20 protein-coding genes are annotated in these 22,211 nt (G+C 72.5%); 13 read left to right on the plus strand and 7 right to left on the minus strand.

Annotated features, from left to right (window positions below):
* Positions 1-359: 359 nt before the first annotated feature.
* Together ACM9LD_RS13180 and ACM9LD_RS13185 are read left to right on the plus strand one after the other, a co-directional pair.
* Positions 360-2,813 (plus strand): alpha/beta fold hydrolase, encoded by a 2,454-nt coding sequence (locus ACM9LD_RS13180; protein ID WP_415677094.1) that lies wholly within the window; start codon positions 360-362, stop codon positions 2,811-2,813.
* Positions 2,810-3,697 carry an ABC transporter permease gene (locus ACM9LD_RS13185; protein ID WP_415677095.1) on the plus strand — a complete coding sequence of 296 codons (888 nt, stop codon included), beginning with the start codon at positions 2,810-2,812 and terminating at the stop codon, positions 3,695-3,697. Before ACM9LD_RS13180 ends, ACM9LD_RS13185 begins: the two co-directional genes overlap by 4 nt.
* Here ACM9LD_RS13185 and ACM9LD_RS13190 read toward each other — a convergent pair.
* The 3 genes from ACM9LD_RS13190 to ACM9LD_RS13200 are packed head-to-tail and all read right to left on the minus strand — an operon-like array spanning position 3,690 to position 7,947.
* Complete coding sequence (locus ACM9LD_RS13190; RefSeq protein ID WP_415677096.1) at positions 3,690-5,111, minus strand: aldehyde dehydrogenase family protein; 1,422 nt, start codon at positions 5,109-5,111, stop codon at positions 3,690-3,692. The genes ACM9LD_RS13185 and ACM9LD_RS13190 overlap by 8 nt on opposite strands.
* Before the next feature lie 35 nt (positions 5,112-5,146).
* Positions 5,147-6,403: an acyl-CoA dehydrogenase family protein gene (locus tag ACM9LD_RS13195; protein ID WP_415677097.1), complete on the minus strand. Its 1,257-nt coding sequence runs from the start codon at positions 6,401-6,403 to the stop codon at positions 5,147-5,149.
* A gap of 26 nt (positions 6,404-6,429) precedes the next feature.
* The gene (locus ACM9LD_RS13200; protein ID WP_415677098.1) at positions 6,430-7,947 is read right to left on the minus strand and encodes a GMC family oxidoreductase; all 1,518 of its coding nucleotides are present in this window, start codon (positions 7,945-7,947) and stop codon (positions 6,430-6,432) included.
* A gap of 180 nt (positions 7,948-8,127) precedes the next feature.
* On the opposite strand from ACM9LD_RS13200, the gene ACM9LD_RS13205 reads away from it, so the two are divergent.
* Entirely contained in the window at positions 8,128-9,147 is a 1,020-nt protein-coding gene (locus ACM9LD_RS13205) for an AraC-like ligand-binding domain-containing protein (protein WP_415677099.1), read from the plus strand.
* Between the two features lie 6 nt (positions 9,148-9,153).
* Here ACM9LD_RS13205 and paaI read toward each other — a convergent pair whose 3' ends face one another.
* The 3 genes from paaI to ACM9LD_RS13220 all read right to left on the minus strand — a co-directional run bounded on the left by paaI (position 9,154) and on the right by ACM9LD_RS13220 (position 12,323).
* On the minus strand, positions 9,154-9,573 hold the full coding sequence (paaI, locus tag ACM9LD_RS13210) for a hydroxyphenylacetyl-CoA thioesterase PaaI (protein ID WP_415677100.1): 420 nt from the start codon (positions 9,571-9,573) through the stop codon (positions 9,154-9,156).
* Entirely contained in the window at positions 9,573-11,624 is a 2,052-nt protein-coding gene (gene paaZ, locus ACM9LD_RS13215; protein WP_415677101.1) for a phenylacetic acid degradation bifunctional protein PaaZ, read from the minus strand. The genes paaI and paaZ overlap by 1 nt, the downstream gene beginning before the upstream one ends.
* Before the next feature lie 87 nt (positions 11,625-11,711).
* On the minus strand, positions 11,712-12,323 hold the full coding sequence (locus tag ACM9LD_RS13220) for a TetR/AcrR family transcriptional regulator (protein WP_415677102.1): 612 nt from the start codon (positions 12,321-12,323) through the stop codon (positions 11,712-11,714).
* A gap of 100 nt (positions 12,324-12,423) precedes the next feature.
* On the opposite strand from ACM9LD_RS13220, the gene ACM9LD_RS13225 reads away from it, so the two are divergent.
* From ACM9LD_RS13225 to paaK, 9 genes are read left to right on the plus strand one after another with little or no spacing between them, the layout of a single operon-like run.
* Positions 12,424-13,182, plus strand: coding sequence for an enoyl-CoA hydratase/isomerase family protein (locus ACM9LD_RS13225; protein WP_415677103.1), 759 nt, complete (start codon positions 12,424-12,426; stop codon positions 13,180-13,182).
* Positions 13,179-14,030 carry a 3-hydroxyacyl-CoA dehydrogenase family protein gene (locus tag ACM9LD_RS13230; protein WP_415677104.1) on the plus strand — a complete coding sequence of 284 codons (852 nt, stop codon included), beginning with the start codon at positions 13,179-13,181 and terminating at the stop codon, positions 14,028-14,030. Before ACM9LD_RS13225 ends, ACM9LD_RS13230 begins: the two co-directional genes overlap by 4 nt.
* A gap of 29 nt (positions 14,031-14,059) precedes the next feature.
* On the plus strand, positions 14,060-14,842 hold the full coding sequence (locus tag ACM9LD_RS13235; protein ID WP_415677105.1) for an enoyl-CoA hydratase/isomerase family protein: 783 nt from the start codon (positions 14,060-14,062) through the stop codon (positions 14,840-14,842).
* Between the two features lie 27 nt (positions 14,843-14,869).
* Positions 14,870-15,820, plus strand: a complete 951-nt coding sequence (paaA, locus tag ACM9LD_RS13240) for a 1,2-phenylacetyl-CoA epoxidase subunit PaaA (protein WP_415677106.1) — start codon at positions 14,870-14,872, stop codon at positions 15,818-15,820.
* Positions 15,817-16,113 (plus strand): 1,2-phenylacetyl-CoA epoxidase subunit PaaB, encoded by a 297-nt coding sequence (gene paaB, locus ACM9LD_RS13245; protein ID WP_415677107.1) that lies wholly within the window; start codon positions 15,817-15,819, stop codon positions 16,111-16,113. The genes paaA and paaB overlap by 4 nt, the downstream gene beginning before the upstream one ends.
* 37 nt (positions 16,114-16,150) lie before the next feature.
* On the plus strand, positions 16,151-17,068 hold the full coding sequence (paaC, locus tag ACM9LD_RS13250) for a 1,2-phenylacetyl-CoA epoxidase subunit PaaC (protein WP_415677108.1): 918 nt from the start codon (positions 16,151-16,153) through the stop codon (positions 17,066-17,068).
* A 1-nt stretch (position 17,069) separates the two neighbouring features.
* A complete protein-coding gene (gene paaD / locus ACM9LD_RS13255; RefSeq protein ID WP_415677109.1) occupies positions 17,070-17,579 on the plus strand; it encodes a 1,2-phenylacetyl-CoA epoxidase subunit PaaD in 510 nt (169 codons plus the stop codon).
* A complete protein-coding gene (gene paaE / locus ACM9LD_RS13260; RefSeq protein WP_415677110.1) occupies positions 17,579-18,658 on the plus strand; it encodes a 1,2-phenylacetyl-CoA epoxidase subunit PaaE in 1,080 nt (359 codons plus the stop codon). The genes paaD and paaE overlap by 1 nt, the downstream gene beginning before the upstream one ends.
* Before the next feature lie 40 nt (positions 18,659-18,698).
* Complete coding sequence (gene paaK, locus ACM9LD_RS13265) at positions 18,699-19,988, plus strand: phenylacetate--CoA ligase PaaK (RefSeq protein ID WP_415677111.1); 1,290 nt, start codon at positions 18,699-18,701, stop codon at positions 19,986-19,988.
* Positions 19,989-20,076: 88 nt separating this feature from the next.
* Here the strand turns inward: paaK and ACM9LD_RS13270 are convergent, their stop codons facing one another.
* A complete protein-coding gene (locus tag ACM9LD_RS13270; protein ID WP_415677112.1) occupies positions 20,077-20,976 on the minus strand; it encodes a helix-turn-helix domain-containing protein in 900 nt (299 codons plus the stop codon).
* Between the two features lie 186 nt (positions 20,977-21,162).
* Between ACM9LD_RS13270 and ACM9LD_RS13275 the strand changes: the two genes are divergently transcribed.
* Positions 21,163-22,191: a carbon-nitrogen hydrolase family protein gene (locus tag ACM9LD_RS13275; RefSeq protein WP_415677113.1), complete on the plus strand. Its 1,029-nt coding sequence runs from the start codon at positions 21,163-21,165 to the stop codon at positions 22,189-22,191.
* The last annotated feature ends 20 nt before the right edge of the window (positions 22,192-22,211 follow it).

Here is a 22,211-nt window from a genome sequence, read left to right on the forward strand (position 1 = left end):
TGGATCTCCTCTCAGGGCGGCCCGGAGGCCTCGGTAGCTGCGGCACCGCCCCGCCGGGCGGGCAGCGGCGGCGGGATGTCCCGGGTAATGGCCGGGGCATCGCAGGGCCGCCGCCGCCCGCGCTTCCGGCGGAACGGCGTTCGAGGGACTCGAACCCTCTGGGCCCCGATGGGGCCGTGCCACTGGTCGGTTCTGCCGGATCGAACGCGCGGAACCGGTCGCGGTACCCCGCTCCGGCCGCTCCCCGGTCAGTGCCGGAACCACTCTGACAGCCGCCGATGGCCTATCGCAAAGCCTTTTTCGCCGTGGGCGGAATCCAGGCAGCGGCGAGCACGGACGAGCGCACATATCCTGGTCGGGTGCCCCCACCTCGCGCCCTGCGCGGCGCCGCTGCGCGCCCCCTCGTCACCGGTGCGGCGCTGGTCGCCGTCGTGATCATCCTCGCCGCGTTCGCCGCGTGCGGCCTCGGTGGGAGGAGCGCACCGTCGTTCCAGCGCACCGACCAGGCGATCGACGGGGCCGGGGTCCAGCTGGACACCTCGTTCTTCCGGCCCGACGGTGCCGGGCCCGCCCCCGCAGTGCTCCTCGCGCACGGCTTCGGCGGCTCGAAGGACGACGTTCGCGCCGAGGCCGAGCAACTGGCGGGCCGGGGTTACGCGGTGCTGACCTACACCGCGCGCGGCTTCGGGAAGTCGACGGGCCTCGTCGGCCTCGACTCCCCCGACGCCGAGGTCGCGGATGCGCGCAAGCTCCTCGACTGGCTCGCCGCGCGGTCCGACGTGCAGCAGGACCGGCCCGGAGATCCCCGGGTCGGCGTCGCCGGCGGCAGCTACGGCGGCGCCCTGGCGCTCCTGCTCGCCGGGCACGACAAACGCGTCGACGCCATCGCCCCGCGGATCACCTACTGGGACTTGGAGAAGGCCCTGTTCCCCGGCGGCGTCTACAAGAAGCAGTGGGCGGGCATCCTGTTCACGATGGGCGGCGGCTGCGCGCGGTTCGAGCCGGCCGTCTGCGAGATGTACACCCGGATCGCGCAGGGCGGTGCCCTCACCGACGCCGATCGGTCACTCCTCGCGGCGCGGAGCCCCGCCTCGGTGGGCGCGGACATCCGCGTCCCCACGTATCTCGCGCAGGGCGAGCTCGACTCGCTGTTCCCGCTCGATCACGCCGATGCCGCCGCACAGCGCATCGCGGCGAACGGCGCGCCCGTCGCCGTCGACTGGATCGCCGGCGGCCACGACGCCGGCAGCGCCGAGGAGGCCCGGGTGAACGCCCGCACCGCGGAGTGGTTCGACCGCTACCTCAAGAACGAGGACGCCCCGGCGGTGCCCGCCTTCCAGGTCTCCCGGTCCGGCGGCGTCGACCGCGAGACGGGCGAGCGCACCATCCGCGCGTCGAGCACCGACGCCTACCCCGGGCTCGACGGGACCATCACGCGCACCGTCGCCCTGCCCGGCGAGCCGCAGCGGGCGGAGAATCCCGCGGGCGGTGCGCCACCGTCGATCTCGGGGGTGCCCGGCCTCGGCGGCCTGGCCTCGTCCGCGGCGGCGCTCGGCTCCTTCGGGCTCTCGCGCGACCTCCCGGCGCAGGCCGCGATCGTCGACTCGGAGCCGCTGAGTGGACCGGTCACCGTGACCGGCGCCCCGACGGTGACGATCAAGGTCGACTCCCCCGCGTCCGACGCGGTGCTCTTCGCGAAGCTCTACGACGTGGGCCCCGAGGGCACGCAGATCCTCCCGCAGCAGCTCGTCGCGCCGATCCGCATCCCGATCACCGCGGGCACGGCGACGGCGACCATCCGGCTGCCCGTCATCGACCACGAGTTCGCCGCCGGGCACCGCATGCGACTCGCCCTCGCGACCACCGACCTCGCCTACCTCTCCCCGTCCGCGCCCGCGACGCACACGATCACGGTGACGAGCCCCCTCACGGTTCCGGAAGTACCGGCGCTGAAGACCGCGCCGGCGCCCCTGCCCACCTGGGTGTGGGTACTGCCGCTGGTCGCGCTGGCGATCGCCGCGGCGCTACTCCTCGTCCGCCGTCCGCGCCCCGCACCGCCCGCAGATCCGGCGCTGGAGGACGTGGCGCTCCAGGTGACCGGGCTGTCCAAGAAGTACGCGGGCGGCGACGGCTACAGCGTGCGCGACGTGACCTTCCGGGTGGAGCGCGGCCAGGTCCTCGGCCTGCTGGGCCCGAACGGCGCCGGCAAGACCACCACGCTGCGGATGCTGATGGGCCTCATCACGCCTGACGAGGGCGGCATCCGGGTCTTCGGGCACGAGATCCGCCCCGGCGCGCCGGTGCTCTCCCGCGTGGGCGCCTTCGTCGAGGGCGCGGGCTTCCTGCCGCACCTGTCGGGCCGGGCGAACCTCGACCTGTACTGGCGGGCGACCGGCCGCCCCGCCGACCAGGCGCACCTCGAGGAGGCCCTCGAGATCGCGGACCTCGGTAGCGCGCTCGAGCGCCCGGTGCGCACGTACTCGCAGGGCATGCGGCAGCGGCTCGCGATCGCGCAGGCCATGCTCGGCCTGCCGGACGTGCTGGTCCTCGACGAGCCGACCAACGGCCTCGACCCCTCGCAGATCCGCGAGATGCGGGACGCGATCGTCCGCTACGGAGCCACCGGCCGCACCGTGATCGTCTCCAGCCACCTGCTGGCCGAGGTCGAGCAGACCTGCACGCACGTCGTGGTGCTGCGCCGCGGCGAGCTCATCGCCGCCGGCACCGTCGACGAGATCGTCCAGGCGGGCGGGAGCGGCGGGTCCCGGACCCTCGAAGACGCGTTCCTCCAGCTGACGGGAGACGGGGCATGACCACCACGAAGGACTCCGCGGCAGCGCGCGACGCGACGCACGGCGCCGCACCGGGCTACGCGCCCGGGCACACCCTGACGGTGCGCGTGGAACTCGCCCGCCAGCTGAAACGCCGCCGCACCCTGGTGATGGCGGCCCTGCTCGCGGCGCTACCGATCGTGCTCATCGTCGCGCTCGCCGTGGGCACCGACGACGGGGGCAGCGGCAACGGACGGCCGTCGATGTTCGACGTCGCCACCGCCTCCGGGCTGAACCTCACGGCCACCGTCCTCATCGCGGGCACCGGCTTCCTGCTCGTGATCCCCGTCGCCCTGTACTTCGGCGACGCGGTGGCCTCGGAGGCGGACTGGTCGTCGCTGCGATACCTGCTGGCCGCGCCCGTCCCGCGGACGCGGCTGCTGGTGACCAAGGCGATCGTCGCGCTGATCCTGTCGGTCGCCTCAGTGGCCCTGCTCACCGCGGTCGCACTGATCGCGGGCACCCTCGCCTACGGCTGGGGCCCGCTGCAGACGCCGGCGAACACCGCGATTCCCGCGGCCGACGGCCTCTGGCGGCTGTCGCTCGCGGCGGGCTTCATCATCGTCTCCGAGCTGGCCACCGCCGGCCTCGCCCTGTGGCTCTCGACCCGTACGGACGCGCCGCTCGCGGCGGTCGGCGGGGCCGTGGGCCTCACGGTGATCGGCAGCGTCCTCGACCAGGTCACCGCCCTCGGCGGCCTCCGCGCCGCGCTGCCCGCGCACTGGCAGTACGCGTGGACCGACCTGCTGCAGCCGAGCATCGAGTGGGCGGCGATGGCTCAGGGGGCGTCGTTGTCGGTGAGCATCGCCATCGTCCTCTTCGCCCTCGCCGTGCGCGGCTTCCGGACGAAGGACGTCGTCAGCTGACCGACGCGGCGAACGAGCCCGCAGCGCCCTTGATCGCGACGGGCTGCGCGCACTCCAGGAGGCCCGCCCGGGCGAACTCGACGCCGTAGCCCGACTGCTTGGCGCCGCCGAAGGGCACACGGGGGTCGATCGCGCCGTGCTCGTTGATCCACACGGTCCCCGCGTCCAGGCGCAGGGCCACGTCGCGGGCGCGCTCGGGCGACGGGGTCCACACCGAGGCACCCAGTCCCACGTCGAGCCCGTTCGCCCAGGCGATCGCCTCGTCGAGGCTCGAGTACCGGACGATCGGCAGCGCCGGCCCGAACTGCTCCTGCGCAACGAGCGGGTTGTCGTTCGACAGGTCCGCGACCAGCGTCGTCGGGTAGAAGTTGCCGGGCCCCTCGGCCGGATCGCCGCCGATCAGCACCCGGCCGCCACCCGCGCGCGCCTCGTCGACCAGACCCGCGACGATGTCGTACTGCTTGCGGTTCTGCAGGGGTCCGAGCACGTTCTGCTCATCGAGCCCGACGCCCATCGGCATGGCGGCGGCGACCTTCGCCAGCTCCTCGCAGACGGCGTCGTACAGCGAATCCGGCACGTACAGGCGCTTGAGCGCGGCGCAGGTCTGCCCGGTGTTGATGAAGGCGCCCCAGAACAGCCCCTCGGCGATCGCTGCGGGATCGGCGTCGTCCAGGACGATGCCCGCGTCGTTGCCGCCGAGCTCCACGGTGACGCGCTTCACCGAGTCGGCGGAGGCGCGGATGATCGCCTTGCCCGTCACGGTGGAGCCGGTGAACATGAGCTTGTCGACGCCCGGGTGCGCGGACAGCGCCTCGCCGACGTCCCGGCCACCCGGTACCGCGATCAGGACGCCCTCGGGCAGTGCGGTGTTCAGCACGTGCGCCAGGGCGAGCACGGACAGCGGGGTGTACTCGCTCGGCTTGATCACGACGGTGTTCCCCATGCGCAGTGCGGGGGCGAGCTGCCAGACGGAGATCATCATCGGCCAGTTCCACGGACCGATGGCGCCGACGACGCCGAGCGGGCGATGGTGGATCTCCGCGTACGTCTCGCCGTCGTCCACCGCCACCTCGGGGTCGAGCGGCACGGCGAGGGTCGCGCGCAGCCACGTGACGCACGCCTCCACCTCGAACCGGGCGTTGGGCCCGTTGAGCGGCTTCCCCTGTTCGCGCGACAGCAGGACGGCGAGTTCCTCCGCGTGCGCCTCGACGGCGTCGGCGGCGGCGCTCAGCAACTCCGAGCGGCCGGCGTCGCCGCGCGCGGCCCAGTCCGGTTGGGCGGCACGGGCCGCGGCGACGGCGGCGTCGAGGTCCACGACACCGGGTTCGGCGACCCGGCCGACGATCTCGCCCGTGGCGGGGTCGGTGATCGTGCGTCCGCCGGTCGCGGGCTGGACGGATTCGAGAATGCTCATGGTGCTCTCCGTTTCGAGGGTCTGGGTGGAGTCGTTCAGGACTGGGGCCGGCCGGCCATCGCGGCGAGTGGGTCGTAGTCGGGCGAGGCGAACGTGCGCTGCAGTTGGAGCCGTCGGACGCCGACGTTGCCGCCGTCGAACAGCGGGTAGGCCAGGGTGTCGCGCAGGATCTCGAACAACGGCTGATGCTCGGTGTAGGACTCGACGCCGACGAGCCGCATCGCGTCCCAGACCACCTGCACCGCGGTCTCGGACGCGTAGATCTTCGTGGCGATCGCGAGTTCCGAGCCGGCTCCGCCGGTCCTGTCGAAGTAGTCGCACGCCTTCCAGGTGAGGTAGCGCGCGGCCTCGATCTTCGCCTTCATGTCCGCGAGGATGGTGCCGACGTTCTGGTGCTCGACGATGGCCACCCGCCCGCCCCGCTTCTCGTCGCGGGCGAAGTTCAGCGCCACGTCGAAGGCGTGGCGCATGACTCCGGCGGAGAACGCGCCCACGAGGGCGGCGGTCGCGGTGAAGGAGGTCTCGAGGATGGCGATGCCGTCGCCGACGTTCCCCAGCAGGTTCGCGGCCGGCACGCGCACGTCGTCGAAGCGGATACGGGTGACGAGGGCCGCCCGGTGTCCCACCGTCGGGAGCGCGGATTCGACGGTGACGCCCGCGGCGGTCCCCGGGACCAGGATCACGGCCATCGACTCCTCCGGCGGGCGGGTCGGATCGACGCGCACGGCCACGGCGAGCAGGTCGGCCCCGGATCCGTCCCAGCCCGATGCGTGCGGAACGAACTGCTTGTGCCCGTTGATGACCCACTCATCGCCATCGAGCCGAGCGGTGGCGGCGAAGCCCACGTCCGGGTCGGCGTCCCGGTAGTTCGCCGCCCCTCCGACCTCGGAGAACGCGAGCCCCGCGAGCGGCTCGCCCTCGCCGGACACGAACGGCGGGAGGAACCGCCCGAGCTGCTCGAGGTTGCCGAAGAACAGCAGCGGCATCAGCCCGAGGCCGGTGGAGAACACGGACAGCGGGACGCTCGTCTCCACCGCCATGTACTCCTCCGCCTCGAGAGCGAGGCCGAGCAGGCTCGTCATCTCGCCGCCGGCGGGTGGCGGGATGAGGCGCCGGAGTACCCCCGCCTGCACCAGCGCGCGGTAGTGCGGTCGGGACGCGCGGAATCGCTCGTCCGGCGTGCCCTGATGGTGCGTCTCGTTCGCGGCGGCGCTCAGCACGTCGCTCGCCAGCCGGCGGGCGTTCTGCTGCAGTTCGTGCTGAGCCTCGCTGAGGCTGAAGTCGATGGGCATGTCTCGTTCCTTCGTCGGAGCGGCGTTCAGACGCCGAGGAGGAGGTCGGCGGCCTTCTCGCCGACCATGATCGCGGGTGCGTTGGTGTTGCCGCGGGGGACGACGGGCATGATCGACGCGTCGGCGACCCGCAGTCCGTCGACGCCGCGCACCCGCAGGGCGGGATCGACGACCGAGTCGTCCGTGACGCCCATCGCGCAGGTGCCGACCTGGTGGTGGTACGTGCCGGCGAGGCGCCGGACGAGCGCGCGCAGCGCGTCCCGGTCGGCCGGTTCGGACGACGGGACGTACTCGGTGGGCCGGAACGGGGCGAAGGCGTCCTGGGCGCCGATCTCGCGGCACAGGATCACCGCGTCGACCAGCGCTTCCACGTCGTAGTCGTCGGCGAGGATGTTGGGATCCACCAGCGGGGCCGCTGCCGGATCCGCGGACGCGAGGCGCAGCGTGCCGCGCGACCGCGGGGCCACCAGGCCGGGGGCGATCGTGTAGCCGTCGGCGGGCGCGTCGCCGCCGTCGGTCGGGTACGGCAGGTGCAGGAACAACGGCTGCAGGTCGGGCGCCGCGTCGTCCGTCTGCTGCGAGTGCGCGAAGAGCTGGGCCTCGAGCAGGTTGTTCCGCCCGGGCGCGAGCGCGCCCGCCGTCGCGTAGAGATTGCCGACGAGGAGGTGGTCGTGCAGATTCTTCCCCACACCGGGCAGGTCGACGAGGGTCTCGACACCGACGGCCGCCAGGTCGGCGCGGTCGCCGATGCCCGAGAGCTGCAGGATCTTCGGCGACCCGATGGCGCCGGCGGAGAGGACGATCTCGGCCGTAGCGCGGGCGGTGCGGAGCTCGCCGTCGACGAGGTACTCGACCGTCGTGGCGCGGCCGCCGTCGAGCACGATCCGGGTGACGAGCGCACCGCTGGTCACCGTCAGGCGCGGCGAGTCCAGCACCGGCGCCACGAAGGCCTGCCACGCGCTGTGCCGGCGGCCGTCCTTGATCGTCGCGTGGTTGAAGCCGACGCCCTCCATGAGGTCGCCGTTGAAGTCCTCGGTGGGCTTGTGGCCCACGGCGACGGCCGCGTCGACGAAAGCCTGCGCAGCGGGGTGACGGTCGCGGAGCACCGATACGTGCAGCGGGCCGCCCGCGCCGTGCCACGCGGAGGCGCCGTCCTCGTGATCCTCACTGCGCTTGAACAGCTCGAGGACGGTGTCCCAGCCCCACCCCTCGTTGCCGGCGGCCTCCCAGGCGTCGTAGTCGTCGCGGTGCCCGCGGATGTAGATCATCCCGTTGAGCGAGCTGGAGCCGCCGAGAACCTTGCCGCGGGGCCAGAACAGCGATCGCCCCGCGGCGTGTTCCTGGCCGGTGGTCATGACGGCCCAGTCGTTGGGGCCGGTGAGCAGAGCGGGCCACCCCTGCGGGCTGTGGATGTTCGGGTCCGTGTCCGCGGCGCCCGCTTCGATGACGTGCACGGTGTGCCCGGCGTCGACGAGGCGCCGGGTGAGGGCGCTCCCGGCGGATCCGGCTCCGATGATGACGTAATCGCTGTCCCGTGGGGTCATTCGTGCTCCTTGCCGTCCGTCCGGCGCGTTCCGCCGCATGGGATCGAGCCTGGCCGTCGCGACGCCGACGGGCATTGGCGTGACCCGCACGCCGGTGTGCCTCACACGCGGAAACGTGATGCGCGTCACGTCGGGGCCCCGATCTGTGGTGACATGGAAGGACACGAAGGAGAGACGACGATGAGTTCAGGCGCGGTCGAGGTCTTCGACGCCGCGACCCTTGCGGCGCCGGACCGGTTCGACGCCTGGCAGGAGGCGGTGAACACGGCGTTCGTGCCGCTGCGGGCCACCCTGCACGACGGCGACGTCGCAGCGCCCGCCCCGCCCGCGCGGCCGGGGGACGACGGATCATCCGCCTTCCGCGGAGTGGTCCGCAGCCAGGATCTCGGCGCGGCGGCGGCCACCGAGGTCGCGGGCGGCCCGGTGACCGTATGGCGCGACCGCGCCACCATCGCCGAGGCGGACCCCGGCGGGTACAAGCTGGGCGTGCAGTTGCACGGCTACAGCGTGCTCACCCAGGACGGCCGCGAGGCGGCGCTGACACCCGGCGACCTCGCCATCTACGACACCACCCGGCCGTATTCGCTCGACTTCGCGGACGAGTTCAGCATGTTCGTGCTCCTGATCCCGCGGGACCGGCTGGGGCTGACGCCGCGTCAGGTCGCCGGGCTGACGGCGCAGCGGATCTCGGGCAGGCACGGCCTCGGCGCGCTCGCCTCGTCGCTGCTCACCGGGCTCGGGCGGCAGCTGCGGACGGGCGGGGTGGATCCCGACCCGCGGGCGGTGCACGCGGTCCTGGAACTGGTGGACGCCACCCTGATGCGTCGCCTCGAGCCCGCGGAGGCGGTGCCGACGGCCGACGTGGTCTTCGCCGGCGCGACGGCGTACATCGACGCGCACCTGGGGCTCCCCGGCCTCAGCGTGGAGGCCGTAGCCGCCGCGCAGCACGTCTCGGTGCGGTACCTGCAGCAGCTGTTCGCCGAGCGCGGGTCGACGCCGAGCGCGTGGATCCGCCGACGCCGGATGGACGAGGTGACAGCGGCGCTGGCCGATCCCGCCCAAGCGGTGCGGCCCGTCGCGGCAATCGGCGCGCAGTGGGGCTTCCCCGACGCCTCGGGCTTCGCGCGGGCCTTCAAGGCGGCGACGGGGACGAGCCCGGGCGACTACCGCGCCCGGCACCTCGGCCCCGCCGCCGGCTGATCGCCGTCAGGCGCCGGACGGGATGGTGCGGCTGTCGCCGCGGAACTCGGCGATCACGTCCTCGCCGCGGCGCACGGTCACGTCGTAGAGGCCGTTGCGGCCGAACCGCTCCCGCTCGACCGCGGTGGCGGTGAGCACGTCGCCGAGCCGGGTGGCGCGGAGGAACCGGACGTCCGCCCGCGCGGCGACCGCGGCGTCCCCCCGCGAATTGCAGGCGAGGGCGAAGGTCGTGTCGGCGAGCAGGAAGACGTAGCCGCCGTGGGTGATCCCGTGGCCGTTGACCATCGTCTCCCCCACCGTCACCGTCGTGGTCGCGGAGCCGGGACGCAGGTCGACGATCTCGATGCCGAGCGCCCGGGAGGCGTTGTCGGCGGCGAACATCGACCGCGCCGGCTCGCACTCCTCAATGCGTACGGACGCCGTCATCACGCTTCGCCCCCGTCCCGCGTCTTGGCGACGAGGGTCAGCACGTCGTAGGTGGCGACCGGCGCGCCGTCCTGGTTGGTGACCACGGCGTCCCAGCGGACCTCGCCGTAGTCGGCGCCGCTGCGCGGGGTGATCTGCTTGGCGGTGAGCGTCACGGTGAGCGCGTCGTCCGCGCGGACCGGGGTGAGGAAGCGGAGCGAGTCGACGCCGAAGTTCGCCAGGACCGGGCCCGGCGCGGGGTCGACGAACAGGCCGGCCGCCAGGGAGACCACGAGGTAGCCGTGCGCGACGATGCCGCCGAACAGCGGGTTCGCCGCCGCTGCCTCGGGATCGGTGTGGGCGTAGAAGGTGTCGCCGGTGAAGTCCGCGAAGTGGCCGATGTCCGCGAGGGTGACGGTGCGCGGGCCGCCCACGATGGTGTCCCCCAGGCGGAGCTCGGCGAGGGACTTGCGGAACGGGTGCTCGGCGCCCTCGGTGCGCGGGGCACCGGTGACCCACTGCCCGGTCGCTGCGGCCAGCACCTCCGGGGTGCCCTGGATCGCTGTGCGCTGCATGTGGTGCAGCACGCCGCGGATGCCGCCGAGCTCCTCGCCGCCGCCGGCGCGGCCGGGTCCGCCGTGCACCAGCACGGGCAGCGGGGAGCCGTGGCCGGTGGATTCGCGGGCGTCCTCGGCGTTGAGCACCAGCAGGCGGCCGTGGTACGGCGCGATCCCGAGCAGGACCTCCCGCGCGAGCTGCGGGTCGGCGGTGACGAGCGAGGCGACGAGGCTACCCCCACCGCGAGCGATCAGCTCCACCGCATGCGCGGTATCGCGGTAGCCGATGACCGTCGCGACCGGCCCGAAGGCCTCGATCTCGTGCACCTCGGGCGCCTCGGGATCGGTGCTGCGCAGCAGCATCGGCGGCAGGTAGGCACCGGTCTCCGCGTCCCCGCCGACGACCGCGACGCGGTCCGGGTCTCCGACCACCAGATCGGCGGCACCGCGGAGCTTGTCGACCGCAGCGAGCACATCGGTGCGCTGCGACAGGGAGACGACGGGGCCCATGGTTACGCCCTCGGCGCCCGGGGCACCGACGACCACCCGGTCCAGCCGGGCCCGGGCCGCCTCGATCACCGCGTCGACCATCGGCTCGGGGACGAGCGCACGGCGGATGGCGGTGCACTTCTGCCCGGCCTTGACGGTCATCTCGGTGGTGAGCTGCTTGACGTACAGCTCGAACTCGGGGGCGTCGGTCGTGACGCCCGCGCCGAGGACGGAGGCGTTGAGCGAATCGGCCTCCGCGGTGAAGTGCACGCTGTTCGCCACGATCGCGGGGTGCGCGCGCAGCGTCGCCGCGGTGTGCGCGGACCCGGTGAAGGCGACGGAGTCCTGCCCGCCGAGGGCGTCGAGGAGCGGGGCCGGATCGCCGCACAGGAGCTGCACGGAACCCTCCGGGAGCAGACCGGATTCGATGATCCGGCGGAAGACGAGCTCGGTGAGGTACGCAGTCTGGGTGGCGGGCTTGACGATGGTCGGCACGCCCGCGATGAAGGCGGGTGCGAGTTTCTCGAGGAACCCCCAGACGGGGAAGTTGTAGGCGTTGATCTGCACCGCGACGCCGCGGCGCGAGGTGTGGACGTGCCGGGCCACGAACGTGCCCTTCTTTCCGAGCTGCTCGACGGGGCCGTCGAGGTGGATCACGTCGTTGGGCAGCTCGCGCTTGGCCTTGCTCGCGTAGCTGAGCAGGGTCCCGAAGCCGCCGTCGATGTCGACGGCCGAGTCCCGCTCGGTGGCACCGGTCCGGGCGGACTCGGCGTAGAACTCCGCCTTCCCCGCCATGAGGGTCAGGCCGAGCGCCTTGAGCGCCGCGGCACGCTCGTGGAAGGTCAGCGCGGCGAGCGCAGGGCCGCCCGTCTCCCTGCCGTAGGCCGCCATCGCGGCGACGTCCAGCCCGGTCGACGAGACCCGCGCGACCTCGGCGCCGTCGACGGGGCTGATCACCGCCCGTCCCTCGTCCGTCGCCCGGTGCCACCGGCCGCACGCGTAGCTCTCCACCATCCTGCTGTCCATCAAGCACGCTCCTATTACCGTATGTTCGGTCGGTAATCAGGGTGGCCCGAGACGACCTCCCCTGTCAAGGGGGCGGCCGATCGTCGATCAGTTCCGGCGGAGTCCGGCGAAGGCGATCGCCACGAGGGCGTCGGCGACCTCACCGACGGGGTGGTCCGGCCGCGGCCGGTACCACTCGATGAGCGAATTGACCATGCCGAACAGGAGACGACTGGTGACGGCGGGGTCGGCGTCCGCGCGCACGTCGCCCTCCTCCACGGCGCCCGCCACCAGGTCGGCGATGACGGTGTCGAACTCGCGACGGCGCGCGAGTGCCCGCCGCTCCACCTCCGAATTGCCCCGCACCCGCAGCAACAGCGTCACGTAGGGCAGCTCCGCCACCAGCACCTCGACACTCCGGCGCAGCACGTACTCGAGCCGGTCCACCGACCTGCCGGTGGTCGCGCCAGTCTCGGTGGTGACCGCGAACAACCCGCTCAGCGCGCGGTTGAGCGCGAGCTCGAGGAGCTCCTCCTTGCCGGCGACGTGGTGGTAGATCGAGGACTTCGTCAGCCCCAGATTCTTCGCCAGCACGTCCATGCTGGTGGCGTCGTAGCCGCGCTCGTTGAAGACGCGGACCGCGACGGCCAGCAGGGAGTCGAGGTCGTAGCCGGGACGCCCCGGCGAGCCGGTACGCCGCCGGACGGGTGTGCTGCTCATGAACAGATTCTCCCATCCGGATCCGACTTTCGATCAAGACCTTGTTACCGACCGAATGATCGGTTATTATTTCGAGGCACCGACCGAAGAGGACAGCGACATGACCGAAGCCCTGACGGCCGCACTCCCCGGCCTCCGCACCGTCTCCGTCGGGCGCACCGACGACCGGTACGTCGTGACGCTCGACCGCCCCGACGCGCGCAACGCCATCGACGCCGCGATGATCACCGAGCTGCACGCCGTGTGCGCCGCGATCGAAGCCGATCCCGCCCCCGTCCTGCTCACCGGCGCCGGCGACCACTTCGCCGGCGGCGCCGATATCGGGGAGCTCCGCGACCGGGGCCGCGATCAGGCGCTCGCCGGGATCAACCGCACGCTGTTCGACCGGTTCGCCGCGCTCCCCCTGCCCACCGTCGCCGCGGTGAGCGGGTACGCGCTCGGCGGGGGCGCGGAACTCAGCTACGCCTGCGACATCCGGGTCGCCACCGACACCGCCGTCTTCGGCAACCCCGAGCCCGGCCTCGGCATCCTCGCCGCCGCCGGCGCCACCTACCGGCTGCCCGCCCTGGTCGGCCAGTCGGTCGCCAAGCAGGTGCTGCTCGCGGGCCGCACGCTCGACGCCGCGGCCGCGCTCCGGTGCGGCCTCGTCATGGACGTCGTCCCCGCCGGGGAGCACATCGCCGCGGCCCATCGGGTCATCGACCGCATCACGGCCTCGTCCGCGCTGGCGCTGCGCCTGACCAAGTCGATCATCGACGGCACGGGCCGGGTCGAGGACATCGCCCAGGCCGTCCTGTTCGACACCACCGACAAGCAGGAGCGCATGACCGCCTTCCTGGAGAAGAGGAACCGCAGATGAGCACAGCACCGTCGAAGGTGGGCGTCGTCGGCGGAGGCCGGATGGGCGCGGGCATCGCGCAGGTCTTCGCGACGCTCGGCGCCACCGTCGTCCTGGCCGAGAGCGGCGACCGGGAGGCCGCGCGGGACCGCGTCGTCACCGGCCTGCGACGCGCCGCCGAGCGCGACAAGCTCGGCGGACGCACGCCCGAGGACGTGGCCGCTCGGCTCACCGTGGTCGCCGACATCGAGGACCTGCCCGCCGACGCCGACGTGGTCATCGAGGCCGTGCCGGAGCTCATCGACCTCAAGCTCGACGTGCTGCACCGCGTGGAGCGCGCCGTGGGCGACACCTGCGTCGTCGCGACCAACACCAGCTCGCTCTCGATCGCCTCCCTCGCCGCCGCGCTCGACGACCCGAGGCGTCTGGTGGGCATGCACTTCTTCAACCCGGTCCCCGCATCGAGTCTGGTCGAGATCATCCGCACCCCGGACACCGACGAGGCCGTCGTCGACCGCGTGCGCGGCTGGGTGGAGCTGCTGGGCAAGCAGGAGGTGCTGGTCAACGACTCCCCCGGCTTCGCCACGAGCCGGCTCGGCGTGTGCCTCGGTCTCGAGGCGATCCGCATGCTCGAGGAGGGCGTCGCCGACGCCGAATCGATCGACCGGGCGATGGAGCTCGGCTACCGCCACCCCATGGGGCCGCTGCGGTCCACCGACCTCGTGGGCCTCGATGTCCGGCTCGCGATCGCCGAGCACCTGGCGTCGACCCTGGGCGACCGGTTCACGCCACCGCAGCTGTTGCGCGACAAGGTCGCGAGCGGCGAGCTCGGCCGCAAGAGCGGCCGCGGCTTCCACACCTGGTCCTGACCCCGCCGACATCGATCCGAGGAGACCCCATGGATTCCGCCACCCTCACCGTCGCCGACGGCCTCGCCGTCCTCACGCTCAACCGCCCGCAGGCCGCCAACGCGCTCGACGTCGCGCTCAAGACCGCCCTGCTCGACGCCGTCCGGTCCATCGCCGCGGACGACGCGGTGCGCGCCGTCCTGATCCGCGCCGAGGGCCGCAACTTCTGCGTGGGCCAGGACCTCGGCGAGCACGCGGACGCGCTGAGCCGCTCGCCCGAGCGCGCCATGGACACCGTCGCCGAGCATTACAACCCCCTGATCTCCGGCATCGCCGCGCTCGAGGTCCCGGTGGTCGCCGCGGTCCAGGGCGCCTGCGTCGGTGCAGGACTCGGCCTCGCGCTCGCGGCCGACGTGGTCGTGGCCGCCGAGAGCGCGAGCTTCGCGACGGCCTTCACCGCCATCGGCCTGGCGTCCGACTCGGGCCTGACCCGCACGCTCGTCGACGCCATCGGCGCGGTCCGTACGCGGGCGTTCATCCTGCTCGGCACCACGATCTCCGCCGCGCAGGCCCTCGACTGGGGCCTCATCGCACAGGTCGCCGCCGACGACGAGGCCGCCGCCACCGCCGAGGCCGTCGCGCGCAGGCTCGCCGCCGGCCCCACCGCGGCGTTCGCCGCCGTGAAATCGCTCGTCGCCGCCTCGCTCCCGCCGCTCGACGAGGCGCTCGAGCGTGAGCGCGCCGGAGCGATCCCCCTCGCCGCCACCGCCGATCACACGGGCGCGGTCGAGGCGTTCCTCGCCAAGCGCCGGCCCGCGTTCACCGGTCGCTGACCACCAGCCGCACGGAAGGCACAGCCCATGACAGAGACCACCGCCGACCTCGAGACCGAGTTCGACCGCATCGTCCAGTCCGACCAGCGCATCGAGCCGCGCGACTGGATGCCGGACGGTTACCGCAAGACCCTGATCCGGCAGATCGCCCAGCACGCGCACTCCGAGATCATCGGCATGCAGCCGGAGGGCAACTGGCTCACCCGCGCTCCGTCGCTGCGCCGCAAAGCCATCCTCATGGCCAAGGTGCAGGACGAGGCCGGCCACGGCCTCTACCTGTACTCCGCGACGGAGACGCTCGGCGTCGACCGCGCGGAGCTCACGGAGAACCTCATCGAGGGCCGCCAGAAGTACTCGTCGATCTTCAACTACCCCACGCTCTCCTACGCGGACGTCGGCGTGATCGGGTGGCTGGTCGACGGTGCCGCCATCTGCAACCAGGTGCCGCTGTGCCGCAGCTCGTACGGCCCGTACGGGCGGGCGATGATCCGGGTGTGCAAGGAGGAGTCCTTCCACCAGCGCCAGGGTTTCGAGATGCTGATGACGATGATGTCCGGCACGCAGGCGCAGCGGGAGATGGTGCAGGAGTCCGTGAACCGCTGGTGGTGGCCGGCGCTCATGATGTTCGGACCGCCGGACGACCGCTCGCCGAACTCGGCGCAGTCGATGGCGTGGCGGATCAAGCGGCATACCAACGACGAGCTGCGCCAGCGCTTCGTCGACATGTCGGTCCCGCAGGCCGAGGTCCTCGGGGTGACCTTCCCGGACCCCGACCTGGCGTGGAACGCCGATCGCGGCGCGTACGACTTCGGCGAGCCCGACTGGGACGAATTCATGCAGGTGGTCAAGGGCAACGGCGCGACCAGCGTCGAGCGGATCGCGAACCGTCGCGCCGCGCACGAGAACGGCGCCTGGGTGCGGGCCGCCGCCGGCGCCTTCGCCGCCCGCACCGCAGCATCGGAGAAGGAGTGGACATGACCGAAAAGACCCGCATCGAATGGCCCCTGTACGAGGTCTTCCTGCGCGGCAAGCGCGGGCTCAACCACGTGCACGTCGGATCCCTGCACGCCGCGGACGCCGAGATGGCCCTGCGCAACGCCCGCGACGTGTACACCCGCCGCAACGAAGGCGTGAGCATCTGGGTGGTCCGGTCGACGGACGTCGTCGCCTCCAGCCCGTCCGAGAAGGACCCGTTCTTCGCGCCGAGCGGCGACAAGGTCTACCGCCACCCGACCTTCTACGACATCCCCGAGTCCGTCCCGCACATGTGACCACCCCTCGCTCAGCCCGCGAACAGGAATGACAGCCATGATCGATCACGACAACGCCTACGAGGGCCTCGTCGACTCGGACTCCCACGGCCAGTGGGCCTTCGGCACCAGCTTCGACGAGCCCCTCGCCGGGGTGGACACAACGGTGCCGGACGACGCCGACCCGCACGCCCTCGCCGTCTACTGCCTGATGCTCGGCGACGACGCGCTGATCTCCGCACAGCGCCTCGCCGAATGGAGCACCCGCGCCCCCGAACTCGAGGAGGAGGTCGCGCTCGCCAACGTCGGCCTCGACCTCATCGGGCAGGCCCGGCTGCTGCTCGCCCGCGCGGCGGCCGCCGACCCCGCCGTGGTGCCGCACGTCTCGGACACCTCGCCCGTGCCCGCCGAGGACGCCCTGGCCTTCTTCCGCGACGACGCGGCGTTCCGCAACGTCCGGCTCGTCGAGCTCGACAACGGCGACTTCGCCGTCTCGATGGTGCGGCTGCTGGTGTTCGCGACCGCCCGCCTGGCGCTGTTCGACCGCCTGCGGGAGTCCCGCGACCCGGTGCTCGCCGCGGTGGCGGCCAAGGGCGTCAAGGAGATCACCTACCACCGCGACTACGCCGCGCGCTGGGTGGTCACCCTCGCCCAGGGCACCGACGAGTCGCGGCGGCGAACCGAGGCGGCGATCGCCCGGGTGTGGCCGTACGTCCCCGAGTTGTTCGAGCCGTCGGCGGAGGAGCTCGCGCTCGCCTCGGCGGGCATCGGCGTGGACCCGAGCGGGCTGCGGCCGGAGTTCGACGCGGTCATGGCGCTCACCTTCGGCGCCGCGGGCCTCCCCGTCCCCGACGCGCCGGGCGTTGCCCGCGTCGGCGGGCGGGCAGGGCGTCAGGGCCTGCACACCGAGGAGCTCAGCCGCATCCTCGCCGAGATGCAGTCCGTCGCGCGTGCCCACCCCGAAGGGACGTGGTGACGTGCACGCCACCGCGACCCGTTCCGCCCTCGCCGTCGTCGGCGCTGTGCTCGACCCCGAGATGCCGCAGGTCACCCTCGCGGACCTCGGCATCGTCCGCGACGTCGCCGAGGCCGCAGGCGGCGCAGTGACCGTGACCATCACCCCCACCTACTCGGGCTGCCCGGCGATGGGCACGATCCGCGCCGACATCGAGAGCGCGCTCCGCGCCGCCGGTTTCGGCGAGATCACCATCGAGACCGCCCTCTCCCCCGCGTGGACCACCGACTGGATCACCGACGCGGGCCGCGCGAAGCTCCGCGCCGCCGGGTACTCGACGCCGGGCCCCGCGCCGCGCCGCGGCGACGGTCCCGTCCCGCTGACCCTGCAGCCCGCGCCCCGCCGGATCGCGTGCCCCGCGTGCGGCTCCACCGCCACCCGGCTCGATTCCGAGTTCAGCGCGACGCCGTGCAAGGCGCTCTACCGCTGCCTGGACTGCCGCGAGCCCTTCGACCACGTCAAGGAGATCTGATGACCGCCACCGCCACCCGTGGCCGCGCCTTCCACGCGCTCACCGTCGCCGACGTCGAGTCCCTGTGCGACGACGCGGTCGCCGTGACCTTCGACGTCCCGGCCGCCCTCGCCGACGAGTTCGCCTTCGCCGCCGGGCAGTCGCTCACGCTGCGCCGCACCGTCGACGGCGTCGAGCACCGCCGGTCCTACTCGATCTGCGCGCCGGTAGGCGAGCGCCCCCGGGTCGGCGTCCGCGAAGTCACCGACGGCCTGTTCTCCTCCTGGCTGGTGCACCGGGTCCGCCCGGGCGACACCATCGAGGTCCAGGGGCCGACGGGGACCTTCGCCGCCGATCCCGACGCGGGCGGCGTGCACGTGCTCATCGCGGCCGGGTCCGGCATCACCCCGATGCTGTCCATCGCCGGCACGGTGCTCGCCAATCCCGCTGCCCGCGTGATCCTCATCTACGGGAACCGGCGCACCCGCTCGGTGATGTTCGCCGACGAGATCGCCGACCTCAAGGACCGGTACCACGACCGGCTCGACGTGATCCACGTCCTCTCCCGCGAGCCCCGCGACGTCGAGCTGTTCACCGGCCGCGTCGATGCGGAGCGCCTGCGGGAGCTGCTGCGCACCGTCGTCCCCACCGCCGACGTCGACCACTTCTGGCTCTGCGGCCCGCACGGCATGGTGACCGATTCGGAGGCGGTCCTCGCCGAGCTCGGGGTCGCCCGCAGCGCGATCCACCGCGAACTCTTCTACGTCGACGACGGCACCCCGCCGCCGCAGGAGCGGCACCGCGAGCCCGGCGTCACCGGGCCGAGCAGCGCGGTCACCGTCGTCCTCGACGGACGGAGTGCGACCGGCACCATCGCGCAGGACGACACCCTGCTCGACGGTGCCGAGAACTTCCGGCCCGACCTGCCCTTCGCGTGCAAGGGCGGCGTGTGCGGCACGTGCCGCGCGAAGGTGCTGTGCGGCACCGTCGACATGCGCCGCAACTACGCCCTCGAGGACGACGAGGTGGCCGCCGGCTTCGTCCTGACCTGCCAGACGTACCCGACCAGCGACACCGTCACCGTCGATTTCGACGCCTGACCCCGCCGCGACCAGCCGACCCAGCCCGAGGAAGCCAGCCATGACATCGACCGTCCCCACCGACGACATCGAGTTCGCGACCCGCGACCGGATCTCCGCCCTGCAGCTCGAGCGCATGCAGTGGTCGGTCACCCACGCCTACGAGAACGTGCCGCACTACCGCCGCGCGTTCGACGAGGCGGGCGTGCACCCGTCCGACCTCAAGGAGCTCGCCGACCTCGCCAAGTTCCCCTTCACGACGAAGGCGGACCTGCGCGAGAACTACCCGTTCGGCATGTTCGCCGTGCCGCGCGAGCGCGTCTCCCGGATCCACGCCTCGTCCGGCACCACCGGCCGGCCGACCGTGGTCGGCTACACCGCCGATGACATCGGCATGTGGGCCGACGTGGTCGCCCGGTCGCTGCGCGCCGCGGGCGTCCGCGCGGGCGACCGCGTGCACGTCTCGTACGGCTACGGCCTCTTCACCGGCGGGCTCGGCGCGCATTACGGCGCGGAGCGCCTGGGCGCCACCGTGATCCCCATGTCGGGAGGGCAGACGGAGAAGCAGATCCAGCTGATCCAGGACTTCGAGCCCGACGCCATCATGGTGACCCCGAGTTACATGCTCACCATCGTGGACACCATGCGCGCCATGGGGATCGATCCGCGGGCGACCTCCCTGCGCACGGGCGTCTTCGGCGCCGAGCCCTGGACCGACCGGATGCGCACCGAGCTCGAGCAGGAGGTCGGCATCGACGCCGTCGACATCTACGGCCTGTCCGAGGTGATCGGGCCCGGCGTCGCGATGGAGTGCGTCGAGACCAAGGACGGCCTGCACATCTGGGAGGACCACTTCTACCCCGAGGTCATCGATCCGATGACCGGAGAGGTGCTTCCGGACGGCGAGCACGGCGAGCTGGTGTTCACCTCGCTGACCAAGCAGGCCACGCCGATCATCCGGTACCGCACGCGTGACCTCACCCGGCTGCTCGCCGGTACCGCCCGTACGATGCGGCGGATGGAGAAGGTCACGGGCCGCACCGACGACATGATGATCCTGCGCGGCGTCAACGTCTTCCCCACGCAGATCGAGGAGCTGATCCTCGGGATCGACACCCTGGCTCCGCAGTTCCAGTGCGTCCTCGACCGTCCCGGTCGCATGGATCGGCTGACGGTGAAGGTCGAGCACCGGCACGACCGGCCCCACGACGAGCACGCCGGCAGCACGCTCGGCAAGCTCATCAAGGACAAGATCGGCATCACGGTCGACGTGGACGTCCTCGCGCCCGGCGGGATCGAGCGGACCGTCGGGAAGGCGCGCCGGCTGGTCGACAACCGACCGAAGGACTGAGGGGCACCACGACGCGATGCGCCGCACCCGTTCCCGGGTGCGGCGCATCGGTGCGTCCGGCGCCGGTGGGCTCGTAGGACGCGGCTTCTCAGGCGAACTGGGAAGGGGCGACGCCGAACTCCCGCTTGAACGCGCGGGAAAAGGTGTCCACATCGAGGAATCCGCTGCGCCGGGCGGCCTCGGCCACTGTGCAGCGCCTGCGGAGCAGGCCCTGCGCCGTCTCCAGCCTGCGCCGGCGGATGTACGAAGCGGCGCCGGTGCCGAGATAGCGCTCGTGGACCTTCTGCACGTGGCGCAGCGAGACGTGGAAGACGGCGGCGAGGCGCGCGGGCGTGAGCTCCGGGTCGGCGGCGTGCTCGTCGACGTAGAGCCGCAGCGCCATCGCGAGCAGTTCCGCGTCCACCGGCGGGGCGTCCGAAGATCCGCCAAGCTCAAGGCCGGCCTGGAGCAGTCGTACGAGCGCGTCCGCGATCATCGCGTCCTCTGCGACGGCCCGTTCGCCCGCGGTCACCTCGACCGAGCCGACGAGCGCGGCGAGCGCGCGCAGCGGGGCGCTCGGGCGCAGGACCCGGGCCGTGAGGTCGGTGAAGCCGTGGCCGACCCTCGCGATCGCCGCACGCGGGACCTGCAGCACGACCTCGCTCATCTGACCGGGGAACGACAGGGTGTACGGCGTCGAGGCGTCGTAGAGCACGCACCCGCCCGGGGACAGGCGGGCGCTACGGCCGTTCTGCGCAACGACGCCCGTCCCCCGCTTGTGGAAGGACATCAGCACGTCCTCGCGCGGGCTGGTCGCGATCGTCGGGGCGTCCCTCACGACGGACGAGGCGCGGGAGGCCACCGCCGCCAGGGTCACGCCCGGCGCGAGCGTCACCTGGTGAAGGGTCGCCCGGAAGTCGGCGGCGGCACCGTCGACCCGCAGCGGCACGAACGCGCTGCTACAGGCGCGCATCCATTCCGTCGCCGAGCCGACCTCCGCGAAGACCATGCTCCGATTGTAGGAATGCGCGCGCGCCGCCGTCGCCGTCTCGCGGTTCTCCCGCCCGCGTTCCCGGTTCGTGCGCGAATCGTCGGACGGCGGGCGCGGAAGTCCTGAAGGAACGCGCCGTCCCGTTCTTACGCTGCTGGAACCCACGGCGAGCCGGCCGTGATCTCAGACGAAGGAATGCATACCATGACCGACTACACCCACTCCTTCCGCGCAGCGGTCGTCCAGGCCGAGCCGGTGTGGAACGACATCGCCGGCGGCATCGACAAGGTGATCGCCCTCAGCTCCGAGGCGAAAGCCGGAGGCGCGGCGATCGTGGCCTTCCCGGAGACCTTCATCCCCGGCTACCCCTGGCACCTGTGGCTCGATTCCGTGCCGTGGCAGTCGCAGTTCAGCGTGCCCTTCGCGCTGAACTCCGTGGAGATCGGCGGCGAGCACTGGCAGCGCCTCGAACGGGCGGCACGCGACCTCGAGATCATCATCGCCCTCGGCTTCAGCGAGCGCGAGGGCGGCTCGTTGTACATGGCGCAGGCCGTCATCGACGCGGACGGCGAGACGGTGATGACCCGGCGCAAGCTCAAGCCCACCCACGTCGAACGCACCCAGTTCGGCGACGGCGACGGCTCGGACTTCCGGGTGATCGATACCGCCGTGGGCCGGATCGGCGCCCTCAACTGCTGGGAGCACCTGCAGCCGCTGTCGAAGTACGCGCTGTTCGCCCAGCAGGAGCAGCTGCACATCGCGGCGTGGCCGAGCTTCTCGATCTTCGAGGGCGCGGTGAACGCCCTGGGGGCCGAGGTCAATGTGGGCGCGTCCCGGCAGTACGCCGTGGAGGGGCAGAGCTTCGTGCTCGCGCCCTGCGGCATCATCGGCGAGGCCGCCGAGGCCCACTTCTGCGACACCGATCTGAAGCGGCAGTTCCTCCAGCGCGGCGGCGGCTACGCGCGGATCTTCGGCCCCGACGGCAGCTCCCTGGCCGAGCCCCTCGATCCCGAGGCCGAGGGCATCCTCTACGCCGATATCGACTACGCGGGCATCCTCGCCGCGAAGAACGCCGCCGATCCCGCCGGGCACTACTCGCGCCCCGACGTCTTCGCGCTGCATCTCGACGACCGCGGCCGCCTGCCCAAGGTGACCGCCGAGCGGGTTCGCGCGGAGACGCCGGAGGCGCCCCCGGTCGCGAGCGATGCATCGTCGGCGCTCGCGGCGCTGTGAGCCGGCCGAACGCGACGCCC

Origin of the sequence: Tsukamurella hominis (assembly GCF_965137015.1) — a bacterium.
In the GTDB taxonomy this organism is placed as follows: Bacteria; Actinomycetota; Actinomycetes; order Mycobacteriales; family Mycobacteriaceae; genus Tsukamurella; species Tsukamurella hominis.